This window comes from Streptomyces sp. Ru72 (genome assembly GCF_002920635.1).
In the GTDB taxonomy this organism is placed as follows: domain Bacteria; phylum Actinomycetota; class Actinomycetes; order Streptomycetales; family Streptomycetaceae; genus Streptomyces.
The window spans coordinates 22,984-48,971 of record NZ_PQSR01000060.1 but is presented as its reverse complement, the minus strand read 5'-3'; the positions used below and the strand labels follow the sequence as shown (position 1 = coordinate 48,971).

22 protein-coding genes are annotated in these 25,988 nt (G+C 72.2%); 7 read left to right on the top strand and 15 right to left on the bottom strand.

The window, feature by feature from the left end; genetic code table 11:
• Positions 1–357 precede the first annotated feature (357 nt).
• The 4 genes from C3488_RS25020 to C3488_RS25005 all read right to left on the bottom strand — a co-directional run bounded on the left by C3488_RS25020 (position 358) and on the right by C3488_RS25005 (position 4,463).
• Positions 358–768, bottom strand: a complete 411-nt coding sequence (locus C3488_RS25020) for a VOC family protein (RefSeq protein WP_103843012.1) — start codon at positions 766–768, stop codon at positions 358–360.
• 185 nt (positions 769–953) lie between these two features.
• Positions 954–1,304 (bottom strand): UBP-type zinc finger domain-containing protein, encoded by a 351-nt coding sequence (locus tag C3488_RS25015; protein WP_103843010.1) that lies wholly within the window; start codon positions 1,302–1,304, stop codon positions 954–956.
• Positions 1,301–2,761: an ATP-binding protein gene (locus tag C3488_RS25010; protein WP_103843008.1), complete on the bottom strand. Its 1,461-nt coding sequence runs from the start codon at positions 2,759–2,761 to the stop codon at positions 1,301–1,303. Before C3488_RS25010 ends, C3488_RS25015 begins: the two co-directional genes overlap by 4 nt.
• Positions 2,762–2,783: 22 nt before the next feature.
• Positions 2,784–4,463: an FAD-dependent oxidoreductase gene (locus C3488_RS25005; protein WP_103843006.1), complete on the bottom strand. Its 1,680-nt coding sequence runs from the start codon at positions 4,461–4,463 to the stop codon at positions 2,784–2,786.
• A 134-nt stretch (positions 4,464–4,597) separates the two neighbouring features.
• Between C3488_RS25005 and C3488_RS25000 the strand changes: the two genes are divergently transcribed.
• Positions 4,598–5,467, top strand: coding sequence for a universal stress protein (locus tag C3488_RS25000; RefSeq protein WP_103843005.1), 870 nt, complete (start codon positions 4,598–4,600; stop codon positions 5,465–5,467).
• Positions 5,468–5,480: 13 nt separating this feature from the next.
• Here the strand turns inward: C3488_RS25000 and C3488_RS24995 are convergent, their stop codons facing one another.
• The 4 genes from C3488_RS24995 to C3488_RS24980 form a co-directional block, all read right to left on the bottom strand.
• Complete coding sequence (locus C3488_RS24995) at positions 5,481–6,236, bottom strand: dienelactone hydrolase family protein (RefSeq protein WP_103843003.1); 756 nt, start codon at positions 6,234–6,236, stop codon at positions 5,481–5,483.
• An 88-nt stretch (positions 6,237–6,324) separates the two neighbouring features.
• Positions 6,325–7,593, bottom strand: coding sequence for a DUF4032 domain-containing protein (locus C3488_RS24990; RefSeq protein WP_103843002.1), 1,269 nt, complete (start codon positions 7,591–7,593; stop codon positions 6,325–6,327).
• A 110-nt stretch (positions 7,594–7,703) separates the two neighbouring features.
• Positions 7,704–10,229, bottom strand: a complete 2,526-nt coding sequence (locus C3488_RS24985) for a SpoIIE family protein phosphatase (protein ID WP_103843001.1) — start codon at positions 10,227–10,229, stop codon at positions 7,704–7,706.
• 100 nt (positions 10,230–10,329) lie between these two features.
• On the bottom strand, positions 10,330–12,255 hold the full coding sequence (locus C3488_RS24980; RefSeq protein ID WP_374955456.1) for an AMP-dependent synthetase/ligase: 1,926 nt from the start codon (positions 12,253–12,255) through the stop codon (positions 10,330–10,332).
• Positions 12,256–12,442: 187 nt separating this feature from the next.
• Here C3488_RS24980 and C3488_RS24975 point away from each other — a divergent pair, with 187 nt between their 5' ends.
• Complete coding sequence (locus C3488_RS24975; RefSeq protein WP_103843020.1) at positions 12,443–12,808, top strand: cupin domain-containing protein; 366 nt, start codon at positions 12,443–12,445, stop codon at positions 12,806–12,808.
• Positions 12,809–13,275: 467 nt separating this feature from the next.
• Here C3488_RS24975 and C3488_RS24970 read toward each other — a convergent pair whose 3' ends face one another.
• Positions 13,276–14,226 (bottom strand): TauD/TfdA family dioxygenase, encoded by a 951-nt coding sequence (locus C3488_RS24970; RefSeq protein ID WP_103842999.1) that lies wholly within the window; start codon positions 14,224–14,226, stop codon positions 13,276–13,278.
• Positions 14,227–14,475: 249 nt separating this feature from the next.
• On the opposite strand from C3488_RS24970, the gene efeU reads away from it, so the two are divergent.
• On the top strand, positions 14,476–16,590 hold the full coding sequence (gene efeU, locus C3488_RS24965; RefSeq protein ID WP_103842997.1) for an iron uptake transporter permease EfeU: 2,115 nt from the start codon (positions 14,476–14,478) through the stop codon (positions 16,588–16,590).
• 68 nt (positions 16,591–16,658) lie between these two features.
• Positions 16,659–17,939 carry an iron uptake transporter deferrochelatase/peroxidase subunit gene (gene efeB, locus C3488_RS24960; protein ID WP_103843018.1) on the top strand — a complete coding sequence of 427 codons (1,281 nt, stop codon included), beginning with the start codon at positions 16,659–16,661 and terminating at the stop codon, positions 17,937–17,939.
• 23 nt (positions 17,940–17,962) lie between these two features.
• On the opposite strand, the gene C3488_RS24955 is transcribed toward efeB, so the two are convergent.
• The 5 genes from C3488_RS24955 to C3488_RS24935 form a co-directional block, all read right to left on the bottom strand.
• Positions 17,963–18,982 (bottom strand): LLM class flavin-dependent oxidoreductase, encoded by a 1,020-nt coding sequence (locus C3488_RS24955; protein ID WP_103842995.1) that lies wholly within the window; start codon positions 18,980–18,982, stop codon positions 17,963–17,965.
• A 117-nt stretch (positions 18,983–19,099) separates the two neighbouring features.
• Positions 19,100–19,915: an ABC transporter permease gene (locus C3488_RS24950; RefSeq protein ID WP_103842993.1), complete on the bottom strand. Its 816-nt coding sequence runs from the start codon at positions 19,913–19,915 to the stop codon at positions 19,100–19,102.
• Complete coding sequence (locus tag C3488_RS24945) at positions 19,912–20,850, bottom strand: ABC transporter ATP-binding protein (RefSeq protein ID WP_103842991.1); 939 nt, start codon at positions 20,848–20,850, stop codon at positions 19,912–19,914. Before C3488_RS24945 ends, C3488_RS24950 begins: the two co-directional genes overlap by 4 nt.
• A 227-nt stretch (positions 20,851–21,077) precedes the next feature.
• The gene (locus tag C3488_RS24940) at positions 21,078–22,442 is read right to left on the bottom strand and encodes an FAD-dependent oxidoreductase (RefSeq protein ID WP_103842989.1); all 1,365 of its coding nucleotides are present in this window, start codon (positions 22,440–22,442) and stop codon (positions 21,078–21,080) included.
• A 60-nt stretch (positions 22,443–22,502) separates the two neighbouring features.
• Entirely contained in the window at positions 22,503–23,651 is a 1,149-nt protein-coding gene (locus C3488_RS24935; protein ID WP_103842987.1) for a PP2C family protein-serine/threonine phosphatase, read from the bottom strand.
• A gap of 122 nt (positions 23,652–23,773) precedes the next feature.
• On the opposite strand from C3488_RS24935, the gene C3488_RS42700 reads away from it, so the two are divergent.
• Together C3488_RS42700 and C3488_RS42695 are read left to right on the top strand one after the other, a co-directional pair.
• Positions 23,774–24,070, top strand: coding sequence for a GDP-mannose 4,6-dehydratase (locus C3488_RS42700; RefSeq protein ID WP_374955455.1), 297 nt, complete (start codon positions 23,774–23,776; stop codon positions 24,068–24,070).
• Positions 23,995–24,336, top strand: a complete 342-nt coding sequence (locus C3488_RS42695; RefSeq protein WP_374955454.1) for a hypothetical protein — start codon at positions 23,995–23,997, stop codon at positions 24,334–24,336. Before C3488_RS42700 ends, C3488_RS42695 begins: the two co-directional genes overlap by 76 nt.
• 18 nt (positions 24,337–24,354) lie before the next feature.
• Here the strand turns inward: C3488_RS42695 and C3488_RS42690 are convergent, their stop codons facing one another.
• Positions 24,355–24,960, bottom strand: a complete 606-nt coding sequence (locus C3488_RS42690; RefSeq protein WP_374955453.1) for a C40 family peptidase — start codon at positions 24,958–24,960, stop codon at positions 24,355–24,357.
• Positions 24,961–25,308: 348 nt separating this feature from the next.
• Between C3488_RS42690 and C3488_RS24920 the strand changes: the two genes are divergently transcribed.
• Entirely contained in the window at positions 25,309–25,707 is a 399-nt protein-coding gene (locus C3488_RS24920; RefSeq protein ID WP_103842983.1) for a hypothetical protein, read from the top strand.
• Positions 25,708–25,988 lie beyond the last annotated feature (281 nt).

The window sequence follows — 25,988 nt, the reverse complement described above, 5'->3', positions numbered from 1 at the left end:
GGTCAGCAGTCCTGACCGGCAGTGGTCCGATCACCCGCCGAGACCGCGCAGGAGGCCGCCCGATGAGTGCCCGCCCGTTGCCCGTCGGCACACCCGCGGAGCAAGGGGTCGACGCCCGAGGGATCCATGGGGGCACTAGTGCCCCGGCAAGCAGCGTTCGCCCCGTCGCGACGCCCGGCACTCCTCCAAGCTCTTCGAGCAGGGGGTGCCCCCACTCTCGCCGCGCCGGCCGAAAGCCCGAGTACGTCCAGTACGAGGGCTTCCGGCCGGCACTGCCCCAAGCTCTTCCGAGCAGGGGGACCCCCAGAGCACGCACCGGACGCCGCTCCTTGACGGGCAAACGCTGCCTGCCGGGCACTAGTCGCGCTTGGGCCAGATGAGGCCCTGATCGGTCCAGATGACACCCTTGTTGCGGCAGAGGCAGAAGGGGTGGCCGATGGGGTCGGTGTAGACGCGGAAGCCGTAGCCTTCGGGGCCGGTGCAGTCCCGCTGCAGGGTCGCGCCCAGGGCCAGGACGCGGCGCTGTTCGGCCTCGATGTCGTCGACCTCGAAGTCGAGGTGGAACTGCTTGGGGTGCTCGCTGTCGGGCCACTGCGGGGCGCGGTAGTCCTCCACCTGGACGAAGGCGAGTTCGATCTCGCCGCACTGGATACCGGCCCAGTTCTCGTTACTGCCCTCCTTGACCGGGAGCCCCATCACCTCGGAGTAGAAGGCTGCCAGCTTCATCGTGTCCGGGCAGTCGATGATGAAGTCGGTGAGACGTAGCATCCCGCGATCTTGCCACAAGATCAAATGACCCTGACTTCGAGACAAGTCCCAGGGGCCTCTCGTTTGGATCATGCCGGGCTCCTGCGCCTTGCAGATGCACGCTCCCCCCCACGCTCGAACGAGCTCGCGCGGGGAGGAGCCCCATGGCCCCGCTCCCTGATCCGGCCTGATGCAGATGAAAGACCCTAGCCGAGCGTCTCCATCCAGTTGGCCGGGACCCGCCCCCGAGGGCCCGGCGCGGGTTGGTCCTCGGGGTGACAGGCCGGAGGAGCCAACTCGGGCCCGGCCTCGTACAGCTCGGACGTCTCGTAGTTCCAGAACCAGTCCTCGCCCGGCTCGAAGCTGCGGATCACGGAATGCCCGGTGGCATGGAAGTGCGCGGTCGCGTGCTTCGAGGGCGAGTCGTCGCAACACCCGATGTGCCCGCACTGCGCGCACCGTCGCAGATGGAACCACCATCCGCCCGCCGCGTCGCACTCCACGCACCCGGTGCCGCTCGGCGGGACGCTCGGATCGATCCCCTGCACTGTGCTCATGACGACGCCTCCGGTCCTGTCTCGGATTCCACGGCTGTGAGCGGCAGCCGTACCTGGAACCGCGTGTCGCCCGGTTCGGAGCGCACGCTCAGGCTGCCGTGGTGCTTGTTGACGACGATGCGCCAGGAGATGTCCAGGCCGAGCCCGGTTCCCTGGCCGACCGGCTTCGTGGTGAAGAACGGGTCGAAGATGCGGTCGCGGATCTCCTCCGGCACGCCCGGTCCCGTGTCGCGGAACTCCACGAGCAGCTGGTCGTGGTCGAGGGCCGTCCGCACGGTCAACGTGCCCTCCCCGCCCACGTCGTTCATGGCCGACACCGCGTTGTCGATGAGGTTGGTCCACACCTGGTTCAACTCGCCAGGATAGGCGGGGATGTTCGGCACGGACCGGTCGTAGTCCTTGACGACGGTGATCCGCTTGCCGATCTTCCCGGACAGCATCATCAGGGTGCTGTCGAGGAGTTCGTGCACATCGGCCGTCCGGTACGGCGCCCGGTCGAGCTGCGAGTACTGCCGGGCCGCGTTGACGAGCGTGGACACCCGGGTGGTGGAGTCCTCGATCTCGTTCATCAGCAACTCGGTCTCGACCGTGTAGTTGAGCCAGCGGACCGCACCTTCCAGCGTCCGCTCGTCGACGGCCGCCGCGACCTGGTCCAGCCAGTCGGTGTCGAGTCCCGCCTGAACGAACGTCGGCGCGAGCTGCCAGCCGCCGTCGATACCGCGGTCGTCGAGCCAGTCGGTGATCGCGTCCTCGCGGTCGGACGCCTCCAGCGGGCTGACCGGCGTGGCCTTGGCGACCTGTTCGGCCGTCCGCTCCTGGATCTCGACCAGTGTCAGCAGGGTGTCCGGCTCGTAGCGTCCGGCGGCGATCACGCCCAGCTTGTGCCGCATCCCGGCGACCCGCTCGCGCAGCGCCGAGGTGGCGCGCACGGCCGCCGCGGCCGGGTTGTTCAGCTCATGGGTGAGACCGGCGGACAGCGATCCGAGCGCCAGCAGACGCTCCCGCTGGTTGATGACCTGCTGGGTGTTCTTCGAGCCGAAGAACAATCCCTCCAGCAGGTGCACCGCCATCGGGAACCAGTCCCGCATGATCGAGGCGAACGTCTCCGAGGGCAGGACGAAGAACCGCGACGTCTCGGTGACCCGCATCGAGCCGCTGTACGACGCCGCGGCCCGGTCGCCCAGATACGCCTGGAAGGCGCCCGCGTACACACCGCGCTGCGACGTCCGGTTGACCTCCACGTCGTCGGCGCCGACCCGCCGCGACAGCACGACCGTCCCTTTGAGGAGGACGAAGAAACAGGTGGCGGGCTCGCCCTCGGTGTAGACCGGGCCGGGGTCGAACTCCTCCACCCGTCCTTCCCGGCACAGCCGCGCCAGCTGCTCGTCGTCCAGCTTCTCGAACAGGAAGAGCGTCTTCAGCTCCGCCCGGTCGCACGCCATCGGCCGGCCGCTCATCAGCGCTCCCCGCGTCGTGGGTTCATGACTGCTCCAGATACCGGTGGACGAGCATCACGGCCATGGCTCCCTCGCCCACCGCGGAGGCCACCCGCTTGGCGGACTCGGCGCGCGCGTCGCCCGCCACGAACACGCCCGGCACGTTGGTCTCCAGGTGGTACGGCGGCCGGTCCAGCTCCCAGCCCTTGGGCGGCCGCCCGTCGCTCGTCATGTCGGGGCCGGTCGGGATGAAGCCCTTCTCGTCCCGGAGCACCGTCCCCTCCAGCCAGTCGGTCAGCGGGGCAGCCCCGATGAACACGAACAGCCACTGCGCGTCCACGAGTTCGGTCTGCCCGGTCGCCACGTCCCGCAGCGTCAGCTTCTCCAGATGGTCCGAGCCGTGCGCCGCGTCCACCACGGTGCGGGTGCGGACGTGAATGTTCGGGGCGTCGTTGATCTGCTGGATCAGATAGTGCGACATCGACGCCGACAGCGACTCGCCGCGTACCAGGAGGTTGACCGACTTGCAGCCCCGGGACAGGTACATCGCCGCCTGGCCCGCCGAGTTGGCGCCGCCCACGATGTACACGTCGTACCCGGAACAGGCCGGCGCCTCCGTCAGCGCCGAACCGTAGAACACCCCGCACCCCGTCAGCTCGGCGAGCCCCGGCGCCTGGAGCTGCCGGTACGACACACCGGTCGCCAGGATCACGCTGTGCGCGCCGATCGCGGTCCCGTCCGAGAAACGCACGATCCGGGCGGCACCGTTCACCTCGAGAGCGGACACCTCCCGCGCGGTGAGGACCTCCGCGCCGAACTTCTTCGCCTGCCGGCGCGCCCGGTCCGTCAGCTGCGCGCCCGACACACCGTCGGGGAAGCCGAGGTAGTTCTCGATCCGGGAACTCTGCCCGGCCTGACCGCCGGTCGCGGACCGCTCCACGAGCAGCGTCCGCAGCCCCTCCGACGCCCCGTACACCGCCGCCCCCAGCCCGGCGGGCCCGCCGCCGATCACGACCAGGTCGTAGAACTCCGAGGTCGGCGTCGTCGCCAGGCCCACGTGCGCGGCCAGTTCCGGGTCCTCCGGCTCGACCAGCGGCGTGCCGTCCGGGGTGACGACGAGCGGCAGCCGCTCCCCATCCTGCCCGGCCGCCGCCAGCAGCCGCTGACCCTCCGGGGTCTCGACCGAGTACCAGCGGTAGGGCACCTGGTTGCGGGCCAGGAACTCCCGTACGTCCGACGAACGCGCCGACCAGCGGTGGCCGACCACCTTCGTGGTGGGAACCGGCCGGTAGTCCGAGGTCCGCCACGCCTCCAGCAGATCGTCCAGCACCGGGTAGAGCTTCTCCTCGGGCGGGTCCCACGGCTTGAGGAGATAGTGGTCGAGGTCGATCACGTTGATCGCGTCGATGGCCGCGTTGGTGTCCGCGTACGCCGTCAGCAGCACCCGCCGCGCGCCCGGGTAGACGTCCAGGGCCTGTTCCAGGAACTCGATGCCGTTCATCTGCGGCATCCGGTAGTCGGCGAGGATCACCGCCACCAGGTCGCCGCGCAGCTTCAGCTCCCGCAGCGCCTCGAGCCCGCTCTCACCGGACTCGGCGCGCACGATGCGGTACGACTCGCCGTAGCGACGGCGCAGATCGCGCGCCACGGCACGCGACACTCCCGGGTCGTCGTCCACGGTCAGGATGACGGTCCGTGCAGCTGCCCCCGCAGCCTGTGCCATAAGGTCTCCCGCCCCGAGCTCGTCCACGTCCCGGCCATCGTATGTTCGATCGTCCGGTTTCGCCCCTGAACCCGGTGAGCACCTGACCGGTGGCATGATCACCTCCACCGGAGCAGCGACAGGAAGGCAGCAGCATGACCCGCCCGATCACCGTGGGAGTGGACGGATCGCCGGAGAGCGTCGCCGCGGCGGCCTGGGCGGCCCGGGAGGCCGTGCGCCGAGGCCTGCCGTTGAGGATCGTGCACGCCTGGCAGTGGCAGGACCTGGACGTCCCCACGGCGGCCGACGAGGACGCCCAGGCCCGATGGGCCCGTGAGGTCGTGGAAACGGCCCGGGACACGCTCACCGAGCGGCACCGGGACCTGACCGTGACCGCCGAGGCGCACCGGGGAGCGCCCGTCGAGTCGCTGGTCGCCGAGACGGCCACGGCAGAACTGCTGGTGCTGGGCTCACGCGGGCACGGCGCGGTCGTCGGGTTCCTGATCGGGTCCGTCGGCCAGCAGGTGATCGCCGAGTCCACTCGGCCCGTGGTGCTGGTCCGCGCGGGAGACCGGCCCGCCGCCGAGGCGGCGGGCCGCGACATCGTCGTGGGACAGCACGGCGGGCCGGACGACAGCGCGCCCGCGCTCGCCTTCGCGTTCGAGACGGCCGCCGCCCGGGGCGCCGCCGTCCGCGTCGTACGGGCCTGGAGCCTGCCGCCCGTGTTCGCCTACAGCCCCGGCTCGCTCAAGCTGCTCGACGAGGCCGGTGGGCTGGAACAGTTCGAGAGGAAGGCACTGGACGAGGCGCTGCGCCCGTGGCGGGACCGGTACCCCGACGTGCCGGTGACCGAGCACGTGGAGATGGGCAGCGCCGCCCAGGTGCTGCTCTCCGCGGCCGGCGACGCCCAGCTCGTGGTGGCGGGACGCCGTGCCACCCGGTCCGTGGGGCCCCGCATCGGATCGGTGGCGCACGCGCTGCTGCACCACGCGCCCTGCCCGGTGGCGGTCGTACCGCCCGCCTGACCCGGGCTCCGCCTCACAGCGCGCGGTCGAAGAGGGCCAGCAGCTCCCGCCAGTGCCGCTCCGCCGCCTCGGCGTGGTAGCTGGACGTGTCCTCCTGGGTGTAGCCGTGCGGGGCACCCGGGTAGACCTCGCAGCGGTGACGCACCCCCGCTTCGGTGAGCGCCTTCTCCAGCCGCTCGATCTGCTCGGGAGGCAGGGAGTGGTCCTGGTCGGCGTGTCCGAAGTACGCCTCCGCGGTGATGCGGTCGGCCAGCAGATGGGGGCTGTCCGGCTTGTCGGTCGCCAGCTGCCCGCCGTGGAAGCCGGCCACGGCGGCGACCCGCTCCGGATGCGTGCCGGCGGTGCGCAGGGCCAGCCGGGCGCCCATGCAGTAGCCGGTGACGCCGACCGGGCCGTCGGCGGCCTGCGGGATGTCGGCGAGCCGGCGCAGATAGGCATCGGCATCCCGCTCCACACGCTCGGGCGTCAGCGCCCGCATCATCGGCATGACCTGCTGGAAGATGTCCGGGCGCGCCGACGGGTCGATGAAGTCGGGCAGCTCGATCACGGGCGCCCGGCCGTGCCGGTAGAAGACGTTGGGCACCAGCACCGTGTAGCCGTGCCCGGCGAGGCGGTCGGCCATCTTCTTCAGGGACGGGCGCAGTCCGAAGGCGTCCATGTAGAGCAGGACCGCGGGGTGGGGGCTGTGGTCGTCCGGGTGGGCGAGGTACGCGTCCGCCGTGCCGTCCTCGGTGGGGATGTCCAGAGACGTTCCACGGGTGGCGGTCATGTGTGGTTCTCCTGCCTGTCGACGTCCGGCCGGCGACGACCCCGGCCGGGCCTTGCGATCATCATCGCAACGCCGGTCGGCGGGTCGCTCAGGAGGGTCGAACCGGACCGTCCTCTTCTTCCTGTTCTTCCTGCGGGTCGGCCAGCGTCTCGCGGACCCTGGGCAGGATGTTGTCCACGTAGTCCTTCACGGCGATGTCCAGACCGATGTCGTGCTGGGCCCGCTCCGACAGATACCACCGGTGTTCCAGCAGCTCGTGGTACAGCTCCGCCGCATCCATCGACCCCCGCAGCTCCGGCGGCACCGCGCGCACGGTGGGCCGGAACACGTCCCGCACCCAGCGGTGGGCGAGCACCTCGGGCCGGGCGGCGAGGGGGTCGCCGGGCGCGTAGTCGTCCTGGGTGGCCATCCAGCTCTCCAGGTCGTTCAGCAGGCGCCGCGCCTGGTTCTCCTCGGTGTCGAGGCCGGTCAGCCGGAGCAGCTGCCGCTGATGGTGCCCGGCGTCGACGACCTTCGGCACGAAGGTCACGGTGTCGCCGTTGGAGGAGTGCGAGATCTGCATCTCCGCCACGTCGAACCCGAGGTCGTTCAGGCGGCGGACACGGCGGTCGATGTAGTGGTGCTTGCCCGCCGGGTACACGGAGGTGCGGGTCAGTTCGTCCCACAGCCCGGAGTACCGCTGGCAGATCTCCATGCCGAACTCGATCGGATCGACGGACGGGTGCAGTGCCCCGGAAGCCTCGAGGTCCAGCAGCTCACCGCTGATGTTGACGCGAGCCAGATCGAGGTCGTACTCCCGCTGTCCCGGGCTCAGCCGGGGGTGCAGCTCGCCGGTCTCGGCGTCCACCAAGTACGCGGCGAAGGCGCCCGCGTCGCGCCGGAACAGGGTGTTGGACAGCGAGCAGTCCCCCCACGCGAACCCCGCCAGATGCAGACGGACCAGCAGCACGGCCAGCGCGTCCATCAGCCGGTGCATGGTCGCCGGCCGCATGGTCGTCTCGAACATCGAGCGGTACGGCATCGAGCCGCGCAGATGCCGGGTGATCAGCACCGGCTCCAGGGGCCCGCCGTCCTTGCCGGTACGGCCGGTGACCACGGCGAGCGGGTCCACCGCCGGGATACCGAGCCGGTCGAGGTCCCGCAGCAGCTCGAACTCGCGCACCGCGGGCCGCTCGGCGAGCTCCTTGACGGCCACCACCTCCGTACCGGCGCGTGCGTAGCGCACCACGTGCCGGGAGATACCGCGCGGCAGCGGCACGAGGTAGTGCTCCGGCCACTCCTCCAGGGGCAGCTGCCAGGGCAGTTCGAGCAGGAGCGCGGGGTGCTCCGGATTGGTCGCGCTGATCTGCAGAGCCATCGATGAACTGTCCTCGCCTCACGGTCGGCCGACGTACCAAGGAGCATCACCGCACCAGCACGGCACCGGAGTCAACAGGCGGCCCGGATCTTGGACGGGATGAGCCCCCACTACCCGCGCGCCAGAACCTGCGACGCACCATCACCGCCGCCCCGCCGCGCCGCCAGCAGCAGCGCGATGTCATCCGGCCGGTCCGCCGCGCGCCGCGCCCGGTCCGTGAGCCGGTCCCCGAGTTCCGCCAGGGTGAGCCCCGCCCGCCGGTGGGACGCCTCCCACTCCTGCGACAGCGCCGCACGCAGTTCGCCGACCCCCTCGTCGATGTCCGCCCCCGGCCGCTCGACCAGCCCGTCCGTGTACAGCGCCAGCACTGCCCCCGGTTCCAGCCGCAGCCACATCACCGGATACCGGGCCTCCGGGTCCACTCCGAGCACCACCCCGCCGGGCAGGTCGAGTACGTCCGTACGCCCGTCCGGATGGCCCAGCAGCGGCTGCGGGTGCCCGGCCCGCGCGGCCCGCGCCACCCCCGTGACCGGGTCGAGACGGATGTAGCAGCAGCTCGCGAACTGCCCCGGGTCGAGGCCGATGAGCAACCGGTTCGTCCAGCTCATCACCTGGTCCGGAGAATGGTCGCCCAGCGCGAACGCCCGCACCGCGCTGCGCAGTTGACCCATGGTGGCCGCCGCCTGCACCCCGTGCCCCTGCACATCGCCGATGACCAGGGCGAGGCCGTCGCCGGCCTCCACCACGTCGTACCAGTCGCCACCCACGTCCATGCCCTGCGTGCCCGGCAGATAGCGGCCCGCGGTCTCCACCTGGGGGTGTGTGGAGAGCCGCTGTGGCAGCAGGGCCTCCTGCAGACCGCGGGCCAGGGCCGCCTCGGAGTCGTAGCGGCGGGCCCGCTCCAGGGCCTGCGCGATCAGCCCGGCGAGCGCGGTGAGCACCGTGCGCTCCTCGGAGCTGAAGGTCCGCGGCCGCTCGAAACCGAGGATGCACGAGCCGACCGGCCGGCCGGAGGCGATCAGTGGCAGGTAGGCCCGCGAACCCACCTGGGCGTCCAGCGGAATGCCCGGATAGGTCGCCTCAAGCTGCTGCATGGACTCGAAGAACAGGGGGCGGCCGGTGGTGAGCGTCTCCACGCCCGGCAGCCTTCCATCGAGCCCGACCCCCTCGAACTGGTCGAGGAACCTCGGCGGGAAGCCGGTCTCCCAGGCCAGGTACAGACGCCGCTCGTGCAGCAGGTAGATGGCGAGATGGCGCCCTCCGAACGCGGGCAGCAGCTCCCGCATCACCACCTCGGACACCTGACGTGCGGTCAGCGCCTCGGACAGTGCGATCGCGAGCACGATGGGGCGGTACACCGGGGCCAGAGCACCCTGCGCGCCGAGCGTCCCCGCGGCGGTCGTCGCCGCCGTCTCCTCCACCGATGCCGCCTCCGCCGTGTGCCCGAGCGGCACCACGCGGCAGGTCACGACGTCGGGGCCGGGATAGACGGACAGCGTGAGCCAGTCGCCGTCCCGCTCTCCGCGCGGCCCGGTCGTGGGGCGTTCGACCTGGAAGTGCACCGGCTCCGACGACAGCAGCGCCGCCCGCAGATGGTCCTCGTATGCGGGCTTGTCCAGCCAGGGAACGGCCTCCAGCAGCGGCCGGCCGACCAGTTCCGCCGACGGGCGCCCCAGCAGGCCGGCGGCGCGCGGGTTGATGTAGGTGATCAGGCCCAGCCGGTCGAACGCGAAGACCCCGTCAGGGAGCAGGTCCGTGGCGCCCTCCGCCGCCGGGCCGGATCCCGGATCGATGACGAGACCGCCCACCCGGTGCTTCCCGTGCTCCGGCCCCTCCGTCCAGAACTCCAGCAGCCGCTCTCCACCGTCCTCGGCCCGCACCCGCAACGGCCGCACCGGCGAGCCGCCGGCGGCCGTCTCGCGCAGCGCGGACAGCACCAGGTGCGCGTCGTCGGGGGAGACGGCTCGGGCGAGCGCCTCCGGCGACCGGACGACGTCGTCCGCGGAGGGCGCGGCCAGCCCCCGGAAGGTGTCGTCCGTGGTGACCGTGCCGTCGGCCGGGTCCCACACGAAGTGCCCGATGCGGCCCTGCGGCCGGCCGGCCACGGGGGGTCGTACGCACAGCGACGGCCCGTCCCACACCACCGGATCCCCGCGTTCCTCCAGGGCGGCCAGGGTGTGACCCAGGCGGTCCGCTATGGCCGTCAGCCGACCCCGGTCGGGCAGCGTCTCGCTCGTGGACGGCGCCGCGGGACGCAGCACCGTCAGCACACCGTAGGTAGTGGCACCGGCCCGCACGGGCAAGTACACCGAGCCGAAGCGGAACGGCAGCCCGGCGGACAGCTGCGGATAGCGCCGCATCGTCTCCGTGGCGTCGGTGAGCACCACCGGCACGCCCAGCCGGTAGGCGTCCGCGACGGGGAACGGCCGGTCCTGGTGCAGCCGCGACCACGGCCGGAGGAGTTTCGAGGGCAGCCCGCAGAGCACGGCCAGGCGCAGCACACCCGGCGTGCCGGAGCGCAGGTACACACCGCACGCCACACCGCCCCCGGCACGCAGCACGTCCGCCACCGCGCGGGTCAGCGCCGTGGCCGGCGTCCCGAGTGGGCTGCCCGTGTCGTCGATGCTCCCTCGCATCGCTCCGCCCTCGTCCCCGGCCGTCGGGTCCGTACCACAGTCAGCATGCGCCGCCCCGTCGTGCGCGCGCATCCCGGCGGACCGGCGGCCCGGGAAGCCGTCACCGCACGCGTCGGAACACGTCGTCGGAGTCGTCCCAGGTGGGCAGTTCCTCCAGCCGCCGCTCGCGTGGAACGCGCGACGCCGACTGGTACATGGCGTCGATCTCCACCGCGTACCGGCGGGCGATGACGCCCCGGCGCAGCTTCATCGACGGCGTCAGCAGCCCGCTCGCGACGTCGAACGGCTCCGGCAGTACCCGGAAGACCCGGATCGACTCGGACCGCGACACCGTGCTGTTGGCGGCGGCCACGGCCCGTGCGATCTCCTGCCGCAGCGCGTTCTCCTCCCGGGCGTCCCGCCCCGGGGTGTCCCCGCGCGTGAACAGGGCGCCGCGCCAGTGCGCCACGAACTCCGGGTCCAGGGTGATCAGGGCGCCCACGCAGGGCCGGTTGTCGCCCACGACGACCGCCTGGTGGATGAGCGGATGCACCCGCAGCCGCTCCTCCAGCGCCGCCGGGGCCACGCTCTTGCCTCCGCTCGTGACGATGATCTCTTTCTTGCGGCCCGTGATGGACAGGTATCCCTCGGAGTCCAGGTGCCCGATGTCGCCCGTGGCCAGCCAGCCGTCGCGCAGTGCCGCGCGGGTGCCGTGGTCGTCGCCCACATACCCCTGGAACACCGACGGGCCGCGCACCAGGATCTCCCCGTCCTCGGCCACCCGTACGTCGACACCCGCCAGCGGGCGCCCCACCGTGCCGGACTTCTCCCGCCCGATCGGCTGCGCGGTGATGCCTCCGCCCGTCTCGGTGAGCCCGTACCCGTCGTGGACGAGGATGCCGATGCCCGCGTAGAAGAGCGCGAGGTCCCGGTTCAGCGGGGATCCCCCCGACACCGCCCCGCACACCCGCCCGCCCAGCGCGGCGCGCAGCTTGCGGTACACGGCCTTGTCGTAGAGGGCGTGCTGCAGTCTCAGGTCGAAGCCGGGGCCGGGCCCGGTGCCCAGCCGCTGCCGCTCGGCCGCGAGCGCGTAGTCCTGCGCGGTGCGCACGGCCCGCTCGAACAGGGCGCCCCGGCCCGCCTGCTGGGCGGTCTGGAGGAACTTCTTGTACAGCTTCTCGAAGACGAACGGCACCGCGTACAGGTACGTGGGCCGGAATGTCAGCAGCGACGAGGCCAGGGCCTCCGCGGCCGGCTCGGGTTCGTGGCCCATGAGGATGCCGCCGCGCAGACACAGCTGCTGGAGCATCAGCCCGTACACATGCGAGAAGGGCAGGAAGACGAGGATGGAGGGCTGCTCGCCGGGCGGTGCCGCGGTGTGCCCCCAGCCGGCCAGCAGCGTGTCGCACGGGCTCGCCAGGTTGCGGTGGCTGAGCGCGCACCCGCGGGGGTGTCCGCTGGTGCCGGAGGTGTAGGCGACGATCGCGGTCGAGTCCGGCAGCACGATGCGGCGCAGCGAGTCGACGGTCGTGGCCGGGACCGGGCGGCCACGCTGCACGAGGTCGTCCAGCGCGCCCACGTCCAGTTGCCAGACGTGGCGCAGCCGGGGCAGTGAGCCGCACACCGACCCCACTGTCATCACGCCGTGCTCGTCCTCGACGACCACGGCGACGCAGCCGGCGTCCCTCAGGATCCACTCGACCTGCTCGTGGGAGGACGTCGGATGGATCGGCACCACCTCCGCGCCGATCGCCCACAGCGCGCAGCTCAGCAGAGTCCACTCGTAGCGGGTGCGCGCCATGATGGCCACGCGATTGCCGGGGCGGATGCCGGAGGCGACGAGTCCCCTCGCCAGATCGACCACTTCGTCCCGTAGCCCGGCCGCCGACACGGGGATCCAGGTTCCGTCGTCGCTGCGGCGTGCCACCAGGGGAAGCCCCGGGTTCCGGCTCGCCGTGTCGAAGACGCCGTCGGCGAGTCCGCCCGTCATCGCGGGCCCCGGCACCGGGTCCGGGGCGGCCGGACGGGCGTTCCCGAAGTCGCGCATGCGCCGCCCCCCGAGGCTTTCCTGCTTCGTCGCCGATGGCTGCGGCACCGGCGGTGCTCGAATGTAGCCCAGGTTCACGCCGGACGTGCCGGAAACGGCGACGAACCCGCCGGCCCTGCTCTGGCGGTGCCGGGTGGACGGGCGGACGATGAAGGGGTGGGAACCGTTCACTGCGGAGGGAGCGGTCATGCTCGAGGTGAAGCCGGCCGACAAGCCTGACGAGCGGCGTGATTTCCCGCGGGGCCACCTGGAGGCCGTCCATCTGACCGGACTCGACTTCGCGGTCGGGACCTTCGAGCCCGGCTGGCGCTGGTCGGAGTCCGTGGCCCCGATCGCAGGCACACAGAGCTGCCAGTTCCACCACAACGGCTATGTCGTCCGGGGACGGATGCACATCCGCATGGACGACGGGGCCGAGGAGGAGCTCGGACCCGGCGACGTCTTCGTGTGCTCGGCCGGGCACGACGCATGGGTCGAGGGCGATGAGCCCGTCGTGGTCCTCGACTTCGCGGGTCCCATGGCACAGGACTACGCGAGGGCGGACCGCGGATAGCGGCGGAGAGCGAAGGTCTACGGGGATCGGCCGGCGCCGTACGCGGGGAGCGTCGCCGCTGGGTGGAGTCGCGCCGTCCGCGGCGGCTCGCGGTGTCTGGAGCCGCGCCGTCCGCGGCGGCTCGCGGTGTCTGGAGCCGCGCCGAACGCGGGGTGCGCCGCCGCCGGGTGGAGATGCGCCGTGTCCGGGGTGGGTCAGCGCCGGGTGGAGATGCGCCGTGTCCGGGGTGGGTCAGCGCCGGGTGGAGATGTGCCGTGTCCGGGGTGGGTCAGCGCCGGGTGGAGATGTGCCGTGTCCGGGGTGGGTCAGCGCCGGGTGGAGATGCGCCGTGTCCGGGGCGGGTCAGCGCCGGGTGCCGGTCGGCTGTGCGCGTGTCCTGGCCGGGCGCCGCCGCGACCCGCTGCGGGCGGCCCCCGCCAGGCGCCGCCGCGCCGCACCGCGAGCGGCCCCCGCCAGGTGCCGTAACGTCACCAGCGGCCGGGTTGCGTACCCGTGATCGGGACCGAGGACCGGCCGTCCGGGCCGACCGGGACGTCCCCGGCGAGCATCACCCGGTGCATGATCCGGGGATGCTCGGGGGTGACGAGGTCGCTCGGGGCCAGATGGACGGTGGCCCGGTTGTCCCAGAAGGCCACGCTGCCGGCCTCCCAGCGGAAACGGACCGTGTACTCGGGGCGTGTGGCCTGCTCCAGGAGCATCTGCAGGATGTGCGCGCTCTCCGCGCGTGACAGGCCGAGGATCTGCTCGACGTAGTAGCCGTTGACGAACAGCAGCCGTTCGCCCGTCTCCGGGTGCACCCGCACCAGGGGATGCTCCGTGGCCACCTGGTGGTCCAGCAGATGACGCAGGTAGGCGTCGTCGCCGGGCCGCGGCTGGTACCCGACGCCGAGCCGGTGCTCGGCGCGCAGGCCGTCGACGAATCGCCGGACCGGCTCCGACAGACCCGCGTAGGCGGCGGCGAGGTTGGACCACTGGGTGTCCCCGCCGTACGGGGGCACGCTCTCGGCACGCAGGATGGTCGCGGCGGGCGGGTCGACGCGGGCACCGTGGTCGCAGTGCCAGCCGCGCAAGAGCGAGTGGCGCCTGCGCCGCAGCCACTCGTCGTGGTCCATGCCGTAGCGCCCGCCCAGTTCCAGCCGGTCGGCCGTGGTCTCCACCTCCGGGAAGTCCGGCGGTGAGGCGTTGCCGCGCCTGCCCAGGACGACGGGCTCGCCGAACCGCCGCGCGAGCGCGACGTGCGCCGCGTGGTCCAGTTTCTGGTCCCGGAAGAACACCACCTTCCAGCGCAGCACCGCCGACCTGATCGCGGAGACCGCCGCGTCCGGCAGGTCGCCGGCCAGGTCGACCCCGGTGATCTCGGCGCCGATGTGGCCCGCGACGGGCCTCACCTCGACCTCGGTGCCACTGTCCGTCGTCATACGGGCTCCGTCCGTGGTGGGGTCAGGACCTCGAGAGGCAAGCATCCCCCGTCCCCGGCTCGTGCGAAAGATCACACACGCTGCCTGCGTGTGATCCGTCAGTCCTCGCCACGCCGGTCCTTTTGCCGTCCCATTGCCCTCCCATGGGCAATGGGCGACACGGCGGTCGTCATGATGGTTCGGCACAAGTAAGGCATGCCTTCGCTAACCTGCACGACCGACGGCGGGGGGTACGCCGGGGAGGGCCGCATGTGGGATGACGCGTTTCCGAGCTTTCTCATCGGACTGAGGGAGGGGCTCGAAGGCGGACTCATCGTCTCCATCCTCGTCGCGACCCTCGTGAGAGCGGGTGCCAAGTCCCGGCTGCCCCAGGTGTGGACCGGTGTCCTCGCCGCGATCGCGCTCGCCATGAGCTTCGGCGCCGTGCTGACGTTCACCGCCGCGTCGCTGTCCGCGACCGCCCAGGAGGCGTTCGGCGGCACCCTCAGCGTGATCGCCGTCGCCTTCGTCACCGCGATGGTCTTCTGGATGCGCCGCTCGGCCCGCAGTCTCTCCGGTGAGATCAAGGAGAAGGTCACCGGCGCGCTTGCGATGGGCGCGGGCATGTTGATCCTCACCTCGTTCCTCGCGGTGGGCCGCGAGGGCCTGGAGACCGCTTTGTTCCTGTGGACCACGGCGCGTGCGGCCGGGGAGTCCGCGGGTCCGATGGCGGGCGCCGGCATCGGCCTCGTCCTCGCGGCGGGCCTGTGCTGGGGCCTGTATCGCCGCGTCCTGAAGATCAACCTGACCAGGTTCTTCACCGCGACCGGGGCCGTCCTCATCGTGATCGCCGCGGGGGTGCTGGGCTACGGCCTGCGCGATCTGCAGGAGGGCGGGGTCCTGCCCGGCGGCACCGCCTATGCCGTGGACCTCGGCGGCCGCGTCGACGCCGGCTCCTGGTACAGCACCCTGATCCAGGGCGTGTTCAATCTGACCCCGACGATGACGTGGCTGCAGGTCGTCGCCTACGCCGGATACCTCGCCGTGGTGATGACGCTGTTCGTACGCGGCGTACGCGGGGCCGGGGCCACGGGCACCCGGGTGAAGCCCGCGCCGGCCGACCGCGCGAAGCCCGCGGTGAAGGCGAAGGAGGACGTGAAGGCGGAGGAGGGCGGGCAGAGGCCCGCCGCGAAGGCACCGCGGCCCGCGTCCGCCTCCCCGGCCCGCCGCCGCCCCGTCTGGGCCGTCCCCGTCGCCGTCGTCGCCGTCCCCTCCGTCGTGGCCGGGCTGATCGTCGCCCTCAGCGGCTCCAAGCCCGCCGGCGCCCAGACCGTCGCCGTCTCCGAGACCGAGTGCGGCAAGGGCTTCACCGCACCCGAGCCGGGCCGGCAGACCTTCCAGATGCACAACACCGGCGACAAGACCTCCGAGGTGTACCTGGTCGACCCGGCCACCAACGCGGTGTACGGCGAGATCGAGGGCCTCGCTCCCGGCACCACGCGCGACCTCGTCGCCACCGTCGCGGGCGGCAGCTACGCCTGGCGCTGCGTGCCCACAGGAGGCAAGGCCGTCACCTCCAAGGCGGTTCGCGTGAGCGGCGGCGCCGGCGCCAAGGCCGTCGTCCCCGTCTCCGAGAAGGACCTCGCCGCGCCGCTGGCCGCATACAGGACGTACGTCGAACAGGGCCTGGCCACCCTCGTCACCCAGACCCGCAAGCTCAGCGACGACATCTCCGCGGGCCACCTCGACGCGGCCCGCGCCGACTGGCTGACCGCCCACCGCACCTACTCCTCGCTGGGCGCCGCCTACGGCACCTTCGAGGACTTCGACCAGAGGATCAACGGCCGCCCCGACGGCCTGCCCGCCGGGGTGAACGACAAGGACTTCACCGGCTTCCATCGCCTGGAGTACGGGCTGTGGCACGGCCAGTCCCCGGACCGGCTCAAGGCTCCCGCCCGGCAACTCGCCGATGACGCCGCGGGACTGCGGAAGGCGTTCCCCACCCAGACTTTCGACCCGGGCGACCTGCCCCTGCGTGCCCACGAGATCCTGGAGAACACCCTCCAGTTCGAGCTGACCGGCGACGCCGACCAGGGCAGCGGCACGGAACTGGCCACCGCGGACGCCAACCTGGCCGGGACGCGCGAGCTCCTCACCGTCCTCAAGCCTCTGCTGACCACCCGCGCCCCGAAGCTGCTGCCCACCGTGGACGCGGACACCGCCCGGGTGCAGAAACTGCTCGACGCCGCCCACCACGGCGACTCCTGGACCCCCGCCGACCGGCTCGACGAGACGGCCCGTGACCGGCTGAACGGGGCCACCGGGCAGCTCCTCGAGGACCTCGCTCCCATTCCGGACCTGCTCGAGATCCGGAAGTCCGCCTGATGGGGCGAAAGCGCGCCGCCGACGCCCGTACCGAAGCCGAGAACGCACACGCCGAAGGGAACCGCTCGATGCCGTCCGCCGAAACGCCCGCCCCCCAGGGCGGCTGCCCCGCCGGTCACGGTCGCCGCTCCTTCGTCAAGACGGCCCTGGGCGCAGGGGCCGCGGGCGCGGTCCTGGCCGGCGGCGGCCTCGCCCTCGGCCAGGCCGGCACCGCCGAGGCGCACGCGGCGGACGACGCGAACGCCACGAAGGTCCCCTTCCACGGCGCTCACCAGGCGGGTGTCATCACCCCCGCCCCGGCCGCCGCCACCTTCGTCTCCTTCAACGTCATAGCCGAGGACCGCAAGGGCCTCACCGACCTGCTGCGGACGATCACCGAGCGGGCCCGCTTCCTCACCTCCGGCGGCGCCCCGGAGGACCTCGGCGTGGGCGCGCCGCCCTCCGACAACGGAATCCTCGGCCCCGAGGTCCCCGCCGACGCGCTGACCGTCACCGTGGGCGTCGGCGCCTCCCTGTTCGACGACCGCTACGGCCTCGCCAAGGCCAGACCGCGCCGCCTCACCCCCATGCGCACGTTCCCCAACGACAACCTGCGTCCGGCCGAGTGCCACGGCGACCTGTCGCTGCAGATCTGCGCCGACCGGCAGGACACCGTGCTGCACGCGCTGCGCGACATCGCCCGGCACACCCGCGGCGCCATGCAGATCAAGTGGCGCATCGACGGCTTCCAGAACACGCCCCGCCCGAGCGGCGCCCAGCGCAACCTGCTCGGCTTCAAGGACGGCATAGCCAACCCCGACGTCACCTCCTCCCGGGAGATGAACCGTCTCGTCTGGGTCGACGAGGGACAGGGCGAGCCCGCCTGGGCGACCGGCGGCAGCTACCAGGTCATCCGCATCATCCGGATGCTGGTGGAGTTCTGGGACCGGGTCTCGCTGACCGAGCAGGAGAAGATGTTCGGCCGCCGCAAGGACACCGGCGCCCCGCTGGACGGCGCCCAGGAGACCGACGTCCCCAACTACGCCAAGGACCCGCAGGGCACGGCGATCCCGCTCGACGCCCACATACGGCTCGCCAACCCCCGCACCGCGAAGACCGACAACTCCCGCATCCTGCGCCGTGGCTACAACTACGACCGGGGTGTCGACAGCGTCGGCAACCTCGACATGGGGCTCGTCTTCTGCTGCTACCAGCAGGACGTCCAGCGCCAGTTCGAGGCCACCCAGACCCGGCTGATCGACGAGCCCCTCGTGGACTACATCTCGCCGACCGGCGGCGGCTACTTCTTCGCCCTGCCCGGTGTGAAGGACTCCTCGGACTGGCTCGGGCGGGGGCTCATGTCCGCCTGAGGGCCCCGCCGCCACCGGGGTGGTCAGCCGGCCGGCCGCCAGCCCAGCGCGGGCCCCAGGCGCGTGGCCATGTCGGTGAGGATCTGCACGTAGTCGTCGTGCTGGAAGGTGAACGGCAGCGCGAACGCCACTTCGTCCACCTCACGGAACGCGGCGTGAGCGTGCAACTGCTCCGCTATCTGCTCGGACGGTCCCACGAGGTCCGGCGCGAACATCATCCGCGCCGGACCCTGCGGCGTCGCCGTACGCGGCAACCGCTTCGCCGCGTACGCCTCGTACTTGGCACGCTGCTCCGCCGTGGCGCTGTCGGTGGGGATGACCACCAGCCCCTGGGAGACCCGGGCACGCTCACCGTCCGGGTGGTGGGCGCGGAAGGTGCGGATGTGGGAGAGCTGGACCTCGGCGAAGTCCTCGGACTCCTCCGCCTTGACGACGCTGGAGGTGAGCAGGTTCATCCCGTGCTCGCCGGCCCACTGGGCCGAGCGCAGGCTCCCGCCGCCGTACCACATGCGTCTGCCCAGGCCGGGGGAGTGGGGCTGCACACGGTCGGAGAACACCTCGAAGCCCGTCACGCCGCTGAAGTCGCTGGCGGGCTTGCCGCGCACAAGGTCCAGCAGTCGCCGCACCCGTTCGTAGCTGAAGTCCTCGACGTCGGCGGTGTCCGGGTAGAGCGCCTGCTTCACCTGCTCGTAGTGCATCGGCGGGCCTACGCTCACACCGGGGTTCAGCCGGCCCCCGGAGAGGATGTCGACGGTCGCCAGGTCCTCGGCGAGTCGCAGCGGGTTCTCCCAGCCGAGCGGGATGACCGCGGTCCCCAGCTCGATCCGGCTCGTGCGCTGGGAGGCCGCCGCGAGAACGGCGACGGGCGAGGATATGCCGTACTGCAGATGCCGGTGCCGCACCCACGCGCTGTCGAACCCCAGCCGCTCACCGAGCTCGATGATCTCCAGCGTCGACTCGTGCCCGCGGCCCGGATCCGCCTCGTCGAACAGGCCGATGGTCAGGAAACCCAGCTTCCGCAACGGTTGCGAGGTCGGCGGCACAGGGCTTCCTCCAGGGTCCGTGGCATGTCTGCCGTACGCCGGTGCTGTGTCCGATTCTCGCAGGTGATCGTTGCGCGGACGTGAACGAGTCGGTGAGGGCGACCGGGGTACCTCGCATCAGGCGTCGCGGCGGCGGAGCGTCACCGCCGCACCGGCCAGCGTCGCCAGCGCGTACAGGCAGAACACCGCGAACCCGGCCCACGGCGACAGGGTGTGCGGCTGCTGCTGGACGTGGAGGAGACCCTGGCCCGCCGTGCTCGGCAGATACGGGTTGATCGTGTCGAGCCAGGACGACGGCAGCGCCTGGGCGAGCACGGGAAGCACCAGCAGGACGGCGAAGAGGGTGGCGATCCCGCCCGCCGTGTTGCGGATCAGCGCGCCGAGCGCCACCCCGATCAGACCCACGACCATCAGATACAGACCGGCGCCGAGGACCGCGCGCAGCACTCCGGGAGAGCTCAGCGAGGTTCCCAGGTGTCGTCCGGACAGCGCGGCCTGACCCAGCAGGAACGCGGCCAGCGCGGCGCCCGTCATCAACGCCCACGCCACCATCGCGTACACCAGGGCCTTCGCCCACAGCACCGGAAGGCGGCGCGGCACCGCGGCCAGCGAGGAGCGGATCATGCCCGTCGCGTACTCGCCGCTCATCACCAGAACGCCCAGCACGCCCACGGCCAGCTGGGCCAGGAAGAAGCCGCGCAGACTGACCAGCGTCGGATCGAAGGCGAGTCGCTCCTGCGGCGGCAGGTCGTCCCAGCGGTGGGCGGTGAAGTAGCTGAACACACAGCCCAGTCCGACCATCGCGACGACGGCCGCCAGGAGCGTGAACAGGGTGGAGCGCAGCGACCGCAGTTTGATCCACTCCGAGCGGATCACCCGCAGCTGGGTCACCTCGCCCCGCTCCGCGGCGGGAATCACCGATGCCGTCGTCATGCCGCACGTCCTTCCGCGCCGACCAGGTGCGCCGCCGGTGTCTGGTACTCCACGGCGTCCCGGGTCAGTTGCATGAACGCCTCCTCCAATGAGGCCTGTTGCGGCGTGAGTTCGGCCAGTGCGATGCCGTGCTCGGCCGCGATCCGCCCGATCCGCTCACTGCCGAGCCCGGTCACCGTCAGCACGCCCGGTTCCTCGGCCGTGACGGACACGTCCGGGCCGGCCAGCAGACCGTGCAGCCGCTCCGCCTCCTCGGTGCGGACCCGCACCACCTCACCGGCGGCCCGCGCGACGAACTCCGCGACCGACGTGTCCGCGATCAGCCGTCCCCGCCCGATCACGATCAGATGCTCGGCCGTGAGCGCCATCTCCGACATCAGATGTGAGGAGACGAGGACCGTACGCCCCTCGGCGGCCAGCCCCTTGAGCAGATCGCGGATCCACCGGATCCCCTCCGGATCCAGGCCGTTGACCGGCTCGTCGAGGATCACCGTCGCCGGGTCGCCGAGCAGCGCCCCGGCGATGCCCAGCCGCTGCCCCATGCCCAGGGAGAAGCTGCCGACCCGTTTCCGTGCCACCGCTCGCAGCCCCACCAGGTCGATGACCTCCTCGACCCGGCGCCGGGAGATCCCGTGGGTCGCGGCGAGCGCCAGCAAGTGGTGGTGGGCGCTGCGCCCGGTGTGCACCGAGCGCGCCTCCAGCATGGCCCCCACCTCGTGCAGGGGGGCCCGATGTTCGGCGTAGTTCCTGCCGTTGACCACCGCCCGGCCGGAGGTGGGCGCGTCCAGGCCGAGCAGCATCCGCATGGTCGTGGACTTGCCGGCGCCGTTCGGCCCCAGGAACCCGGTCACGATGCCGGGCCGCACGGTGAAGCTCAGGTCGTCGACGGCGGTGCGCTCGCCGAAGCGCTTGGTGAGGGAATGGGCCTCGATCATGCCCTCCACCCTCGTACGACCGCGCCCGGCTGTCGCGCGGGACTGCTCCGGCCGGATGCCGGCCGCCCGCGCCGCCGGTGCGTCCAGGTCCTGTTGCGAAAGTGGCGCCTGCCGCGCGACGCCCGGCACGCTCCCCCAAGCTCTTCGAGCAGGGGGTGCCCCCAGGGCACGCACCGGACGCCGCGCGGCCGCCCTTCGGGCGACGACGCCACTTTCGTCAACAGGCCCTAAGCGCCGCTCCCGCGGAGCATGTCCTCGCGCTCGACGATCTTCACGCGTTCCCGGCCCTGGGGTTCACCGAGCGCCTTCTCCGCGGCGTCCAGGCGGTACCAGCCCTCCCAGGTGGTGAAGCGGACGTTCCGCTCGGCGAGGAACGCGTCCACGGCCTCGGGCGCGGGCGAAGCCGGCGTGTGGAGACGCCCGTTCGCGTGGTCGTCCAGCAGGTTGGCCACCGTCTCGTTGGCGTCGCCCTTGGTGTGGCCGATGAGGCCCACGGGTCCGCGACGGATCCAGCCGGTCACGTACGTCGACTGCAGATGCGTGCCGCCGTCCTCGATGACCCGCCCGCCCTCGTCCGGCACCGTGCCCGTCTCGACGTCCCACGGCAGCTTCGGCAGGGGCTCGGAGAGGTATCCGACGGCGCGGTAGACCGCGGTGACGTCCCAGTCCCGGAAGGTTCCGGTCCCCTTGACGTTGCCGCTGCCGTCCAGGGCCGTGCGCTCGGTGCGCAGCCCGGCCACCCGGCCGTCCTCGCCGAGGATCTCGGCCGGGGACTCGAAGAAGTGCAGGAACAGCTTGTGCGGCCGGTCGCCGACGTCGCGGATGGCCCAGTTCTCCAGCGTCTTGGCGACCATGTCCGCCTGCTTGTTGCCGCGCCGGGTCGCGATCGAGCCCTCGTCGTAGTCGATGTCCTCGGGGTCGACGATGACCTCTATGGAGGGGGAGTGGTCCAGCTCCCGCAGCTCCATCGGGCTGAACTTGGCCTGTGCCGGCCCACGGCGGCCGAAGACGTGGATCTCCCGGGCCCGGTTGGCCTTCAGCCCGTCGTACACGTTCGGCGGGATCTCGGTGGGCAGCAGCTCGTCCGCCGTCTTGGCCAGGACGCGGGCCACGTCCAGAGCGACGTTGCCGACGCCGAGGACGGCGACCTTCTCGGCTTCGAGCGGCCAGGTCCGCGGCACGTCCGGGTGCCCGTCGTACCAGGAGACGAAGTCCGCCGCCCCGTAGGAGCCGTCGAGGTCGATGCCCGGTATGTCGAGGGGCCGGTCGGCCATCGCGCCGGTGGAGAAGATCACGGCGTCGTAGAAGGCGCGCAGGTCGTCCAGGCTGATGTCGGACGGGTAGGCGACGTTGCCGAACAGGCGGATCTGCGGCTTGTCGAGCACCTGGTGCAGGGCCGTGACGATGCCCTTGATGCGCGGGTGGTCGGGGGCGACGCCGTACCGGATGAGGCCGAACGGGGCGGGCATCCGCTCGAAGAGGTCGATGGACACACCGGGTTCGGCGGCCACCTCGGACTTCAGCAGGGCGTCGGCGGCGTAGATGCCGGCGGGACCGGCTCCGACGATGGCTACCCGCAGGGGGCGGGGCATGATGAGGTTCCCTTCGAGCGGGGATGGACGGCTCGTCGGGAACCCTAAGCTAAGGCAATCCTAACTTGGTACGCGGGTCCGCTCTATGACCTCATAAGGCGGACTTATGGCTTTCGGCTCCGGGGTCAGCAGGAGCATCGTCACATCGTCCCGGACGCTGCCGCAGTGTTCCAGGAGATCGGTCCACACGCGCTCGGTCATGACCTCGGGGTCGTCGTCGGCGAGGCGGGGAAGCCGGTCGAGCAGCGGATAGAACGCGCCGCTGGAGTCCCTGGCCTCCCAGATGCCGTCGGAGGCGAGGAACAGCCGGTCCCCCCGCTGGAGCGGACAGATGGTCTCGTCGTACCCGCCCGCCTGGGGCAGGCCGAGCCCGAGCGGTGTTCCCGGTGTGACCTGCACCTCCGTGGCCTTTCCGTCCTGGAGCAGAACCGGCGCGGGACTGCCGCAGACGATGATCCGTACGGTACGGGCGTCGGGGGTGAACTCGAGCAGCACCACGGTCGCGAACAGTTCCCCGAGCCTGGCGTCCCCCGAGTCCACCAGGAGCCTGCGGTCGAGGCACGCGGCGACCGACGGCAGGTCGGGCTGGTCGAGTACGGCCTCCCGGAACGCGCCCAGCAGCGACGCGACCGTCGCCACGGCCGACAGTCCGTGGCCCTGGACATCGCCCATCACCGCCCGTATCCCGGCACGCCCCGGCCGCACGTCGTAGAAGTCGCCGCCGACGAGCGTCCCGCGCTGCGCGGCGCGGTACAGCCCGGTGCACCGGACCGGTCCGACCCGCGGCGGCAGCGGGGGCGCGAGGGCGCGCTGGGCGGCCTCGGCGACGGTGCGTTCCAGGTCGAGCTGGGCGTCACGGCGGCTGCGCACATACGACACGAACACGCTCAGCAGCGCCACGAAGCTGATGGTGAGCAGGTCGGTGTTGCCGGGGTGGTCCAGATGGAAGACCCGGATGTGCTGGAGGGCGATGACCAGGACGCCGAGCACGGCGGTCGTCGACGGCCCGTAGGACAGCACGGCGAGCGGCGGAATGGCGCCGAGCAGGAAGCCGATGTCCAGGGGCTCGGGGGCGACGAGCGTGGCGACGCACACGAAGACCAGCAGCGCCAGCGGCAGCGCCCGCACCGACCGCGGGGGCGGCGCCCCGCGCAGCCAGCTCCGGCTGTCGGTCTCCCGGCGCCCCGGCACGGCACGCACGCTTCGCACACCCCCAACGCTCCTACGCCGAGCGGCCCGCCGCACGTCGGCGCAGGGTCTCGTGGATACGCCGGGCCGCGCGTATCGTTCCGCCGTCCGATGCGTCAGGGCAGGCGTCGAGAGGTGACAGCGTGAGCGCGGACGGGGCGAGGAAGGCTGTGGTGACCGGCGGCAGCGGATTCGTCGGAAGCCATCTGGTACGACGGCTGCTGGAGCGGGACTACCAGGTGCACGCCACGGTACGCAGCGCCGCGCACTCGGCCAAGGTGCTGCCGTTGCACAGGCTCCAGCAGGAGTTCCCCGGCCGGCTGACCCTCTTCGAGGCGGACCTGCTCCGGCCGGGCTCCGCGACGTGGCCGACGCGCACATCGCCGCCGCGGAGCACCCCTCGGCGAAGGGCCGGTACATCGCCGCCGCCGAGACGATGACGTCCTTCCACGAGATGTCCCGCATCATCCGCACCCGGTACCCCCGCGACCTTCGCCTGCCCCGTACCGCGCTCCCGCACTGGCCGGTACGCGTCCTGGGCCCCGCGTTCGGGCTGACCCAGGACTACATCCGCAAGCACCTCGGCATCCGCTTCCGTGTGGACAACAGCAGGAGCGTGCGCGAACTGGGCATCACCTACCGCCCGATCGAGGAGACGCTGCTGGACCACTACGAGACCTGGCGGCGGCAACGCCGGGCACGCTGAGGCCGGGGCGCCCCGGCCTCAGGCGGGCCGCACCGCCCCGTGGATCGCCGACCGGCCGGCGTGGTGGAGGGACTCCTCGCGGACGTAGGCTCCCGGGCCCGGCGCGTGGATCATCATGCCGTTGCCGGTGCAGATGCCGACATGGCCGGCGCCGTCATCGAAGAAGACCAGGTCCCCCGGCTGGAGAGCGGTGAGGGAGACGGGCGCGCCCGTGGCCGCCTGATCGGGTGCGGAGCGGGGCAGCACGACCCCGGCGGCCTTCCAGGCGGCCTGGGCCAGGCCCGGGGCGTCGTAGGAGTCGGGCCCGGAGGCACCCCACACGCACGGTTTGCCGATCTGCGCCCGGGCGAAGGCGAGCGCCTTCGCGGCCTTGGTGCCGTACCCCGCATCGGCCACGCCGACGAAGGCGTCGGCGACCGGAAGCGCGGGGGCGACGGGCGCGGGGCCCGGGGCGGGCGCCGGGATGGCGAGAGGGGCCGTGGCGGCGAGGGTGTCCGGACCGGTGAGCGGCATCGGGGTGGTCGGAACGGGAGCGGTGACGGGGGGCGCCGACGTGGCGAAGGCGGGCATGGCGAAGGGGGGCGTGGCGGCTGGGCCGGGCTCGGTGGCCGGGGGTGCCGGCACGGCGAGCGCGGTCGACGTGTCCGGGGACGGCGGGATGGGCAGGGGGCCACGGCAGAAGGAACGGCGGTGAGGGCCGCGGCCGGGGACACACTCGGCAGGACCGCGGGGACACCGGCCGTCCGCCCCCGCTGCCAGGCCCGCCCGCTGTCAGCGAGCGTTTCCGGGGTTGCCCAGGTGCCGCCCGCCGGGCCCTGCTGCGCCGCATGCCGGTCCAGCATCTCCCGGGCCGCGGCGAGCTTGCGCCAGCTCCGCTCCTTGGCGGTGGTCGGCGTCGACCGCGCCGGCTCGCCGGGAGCCCCCGGCAGGGCCCGCGGCGTCTCCTGCCGCGACGCCGGCGCGGCAGGAGACATGGCCGGGGAACCTGCCGTCAACTCCGCCACCGGCCCGGCGGTCAACTCCCGGACAGGCCGGTCCGACCCGGAAGCCGGCCCGGCGGTCAGTTCCCGGACCGGCCGGTCCGCGCTCGCCCGCTCGAGCGCGGGCAGTTCGTTCCCCGGCCGCCTCGCCGGGATCACGGGCCGGTCCCCGGCCGCCCCACCCGGCATCCTGTCCGCCGGCAGCACCGCCGGAACGGTCGGGCCCAGCCTCGCGCGCGCCGCGTCGAACCACTCCCGGGCGACATCGTCGAGCACGGGATCATTGCGCCTGCGCTGCCTGCCGGCGAACGGGTCGGTGCGCCTGCGGCTCCCCGTCGACATCGCGCGGGTCGCGTTGAAGTTCCCGGTGGCGGTCTCGGCCCGGTCGTAGAGGCTCTGGATCCGCCGCTGGACCTCCTCGCGGCTCGGCCCCTCGGAGTCGCGCTGCGCCATGGGGACGTACTCCTTCCGTGCTCCGCCTGCCGGGTCGGCCGTGCGGCGCCCCCAGGCCGTTCGGGCACTGGGGGAGGGTCGGGCTGGAGGCTCCGGAAGGCGTGCTCTGTGGCCCGTGCCCTTGGCGGAGGCCGCGCGACCCGGCGAGGTTCGCCGGAGGGAGTCGTGCGGCCTGTCGGACAACCTAGCCAACTTGTGTGCCTCGCGTGAAGATTGAGC

Coding starts and splice junctions, on each gene's coding strand:
- C3488_RS25020 (WP_103843012.1), bottom strand. CDS start 768: ATGCTACGTCTCACCGACTTCATCATCGACTGCCCGGACACGATGAAG.
- C3488_RS25015 (WP_103843010.1), bottom strand. CDS start 1,304: ATGAGCACAGTGCAGGGGATCGATCCGAGCGTCCCGCCGAGCGGCACC.
- C3488_RS25010 (WP_103843008.1), bottom strand. CDS start 2,761: ATGAGCGGCCGGCCGATGGCGTGCGACCGGGCGGAGCTGAAGACGCTC.
- C3488_RS25005 (WP_103843006.1), bottom strand. CDS start 4,463: ATGGCACAGGCTGCGGGGGCAGCTGCACGGACCGTCATCCTGACCGTG.
- C3488_RS25000 (WP_103843005.1), top strand. CDS start 4,598: ATGACCCGCCCGATCACCGTGGGAGTGGACGGATCGCCGGAGAGCGTC.
- C3488_RS24995 (WP_103843003.1), bottom strand. CDS start 6,236: ATGACCGCCACCCGTGGAACGTCTCTGGACATCCCCACCGAGGACGGC.
- C3488_RS24990 (WP_103843002.1), bottom strand. CDS start 7,593: ATGGCTCTGCAGATCAGCGCGACCAATCCGGAGCACCCCGCGCTCCTG.
- C3488_RS24985 (WP_103843001.1), bottom strand. CDS start 10,229: ATGCGAGGGAGCATCGACGACACGGGCAGCCCACTCGGGACGCCGGCC.
- C3488_RS24980 (WP_374955456.1), bottom strand. CDS start 12,255: ATGCGCGACTTCGGGAACGCCCGTCCGGCCGCCCCGGACCCGGTGCCG.
- C3488_RS24975 (WP_103843020.1), top strand. CDS start 12,443: ATGCTCGAGGTGAAGCCGGCCGACAAGCCTGACGAGCGGCGTGATTTC.
- C3488_RS24970 (WP_103842999.1), bottom strand. CDS start 14,226: ATGACGACGGACAGTGGCACCGAGGTCGAGGTGAGGCCCGTCGCGGGC.
- efeU (WP_103842997.1), top strand. CDS start 14,476: ATGTGGGATGACGCGTTTCCGAGCTTTCTCATCGGACTGAGGGAGGGG.
- efeB (WP_103843018.1), top strand. CDS start 16,659: ATGCCGTCCGCCGAAACGCCCGCCCCCCAGGGCGGCTGCCCCGCCGGT.
- C3488_RS24950 (WP_103842993.1), bottom strand. CDS start 19,915: ATGACGACGGCATCGGTGATTCCCGCCGCGGAGCGGGGCGAGGTGACC.
- C3488_RS24945 (WP_103842991.1), bottom strand. CDS start 20,850: ATGATCGAGGCCCATTCCCTCACCAAGCGCTTCGGCGAGCGCACCGCC.
- C3488_RS24940 (WP_103842989.1), bottom strand. CDS start 22,442: ATGCCCCGCCCCCTGCGGGTAGCCATCGTCGGAGCCGGTCCCGCCGGC.
- C3488_RS24920 (WP_103842983.1), top strand. CDS start 25,309: ATGGCCGGGGAACCTGCCGTCAACTCCGCCACCGGCCCGGCGGTCAAC.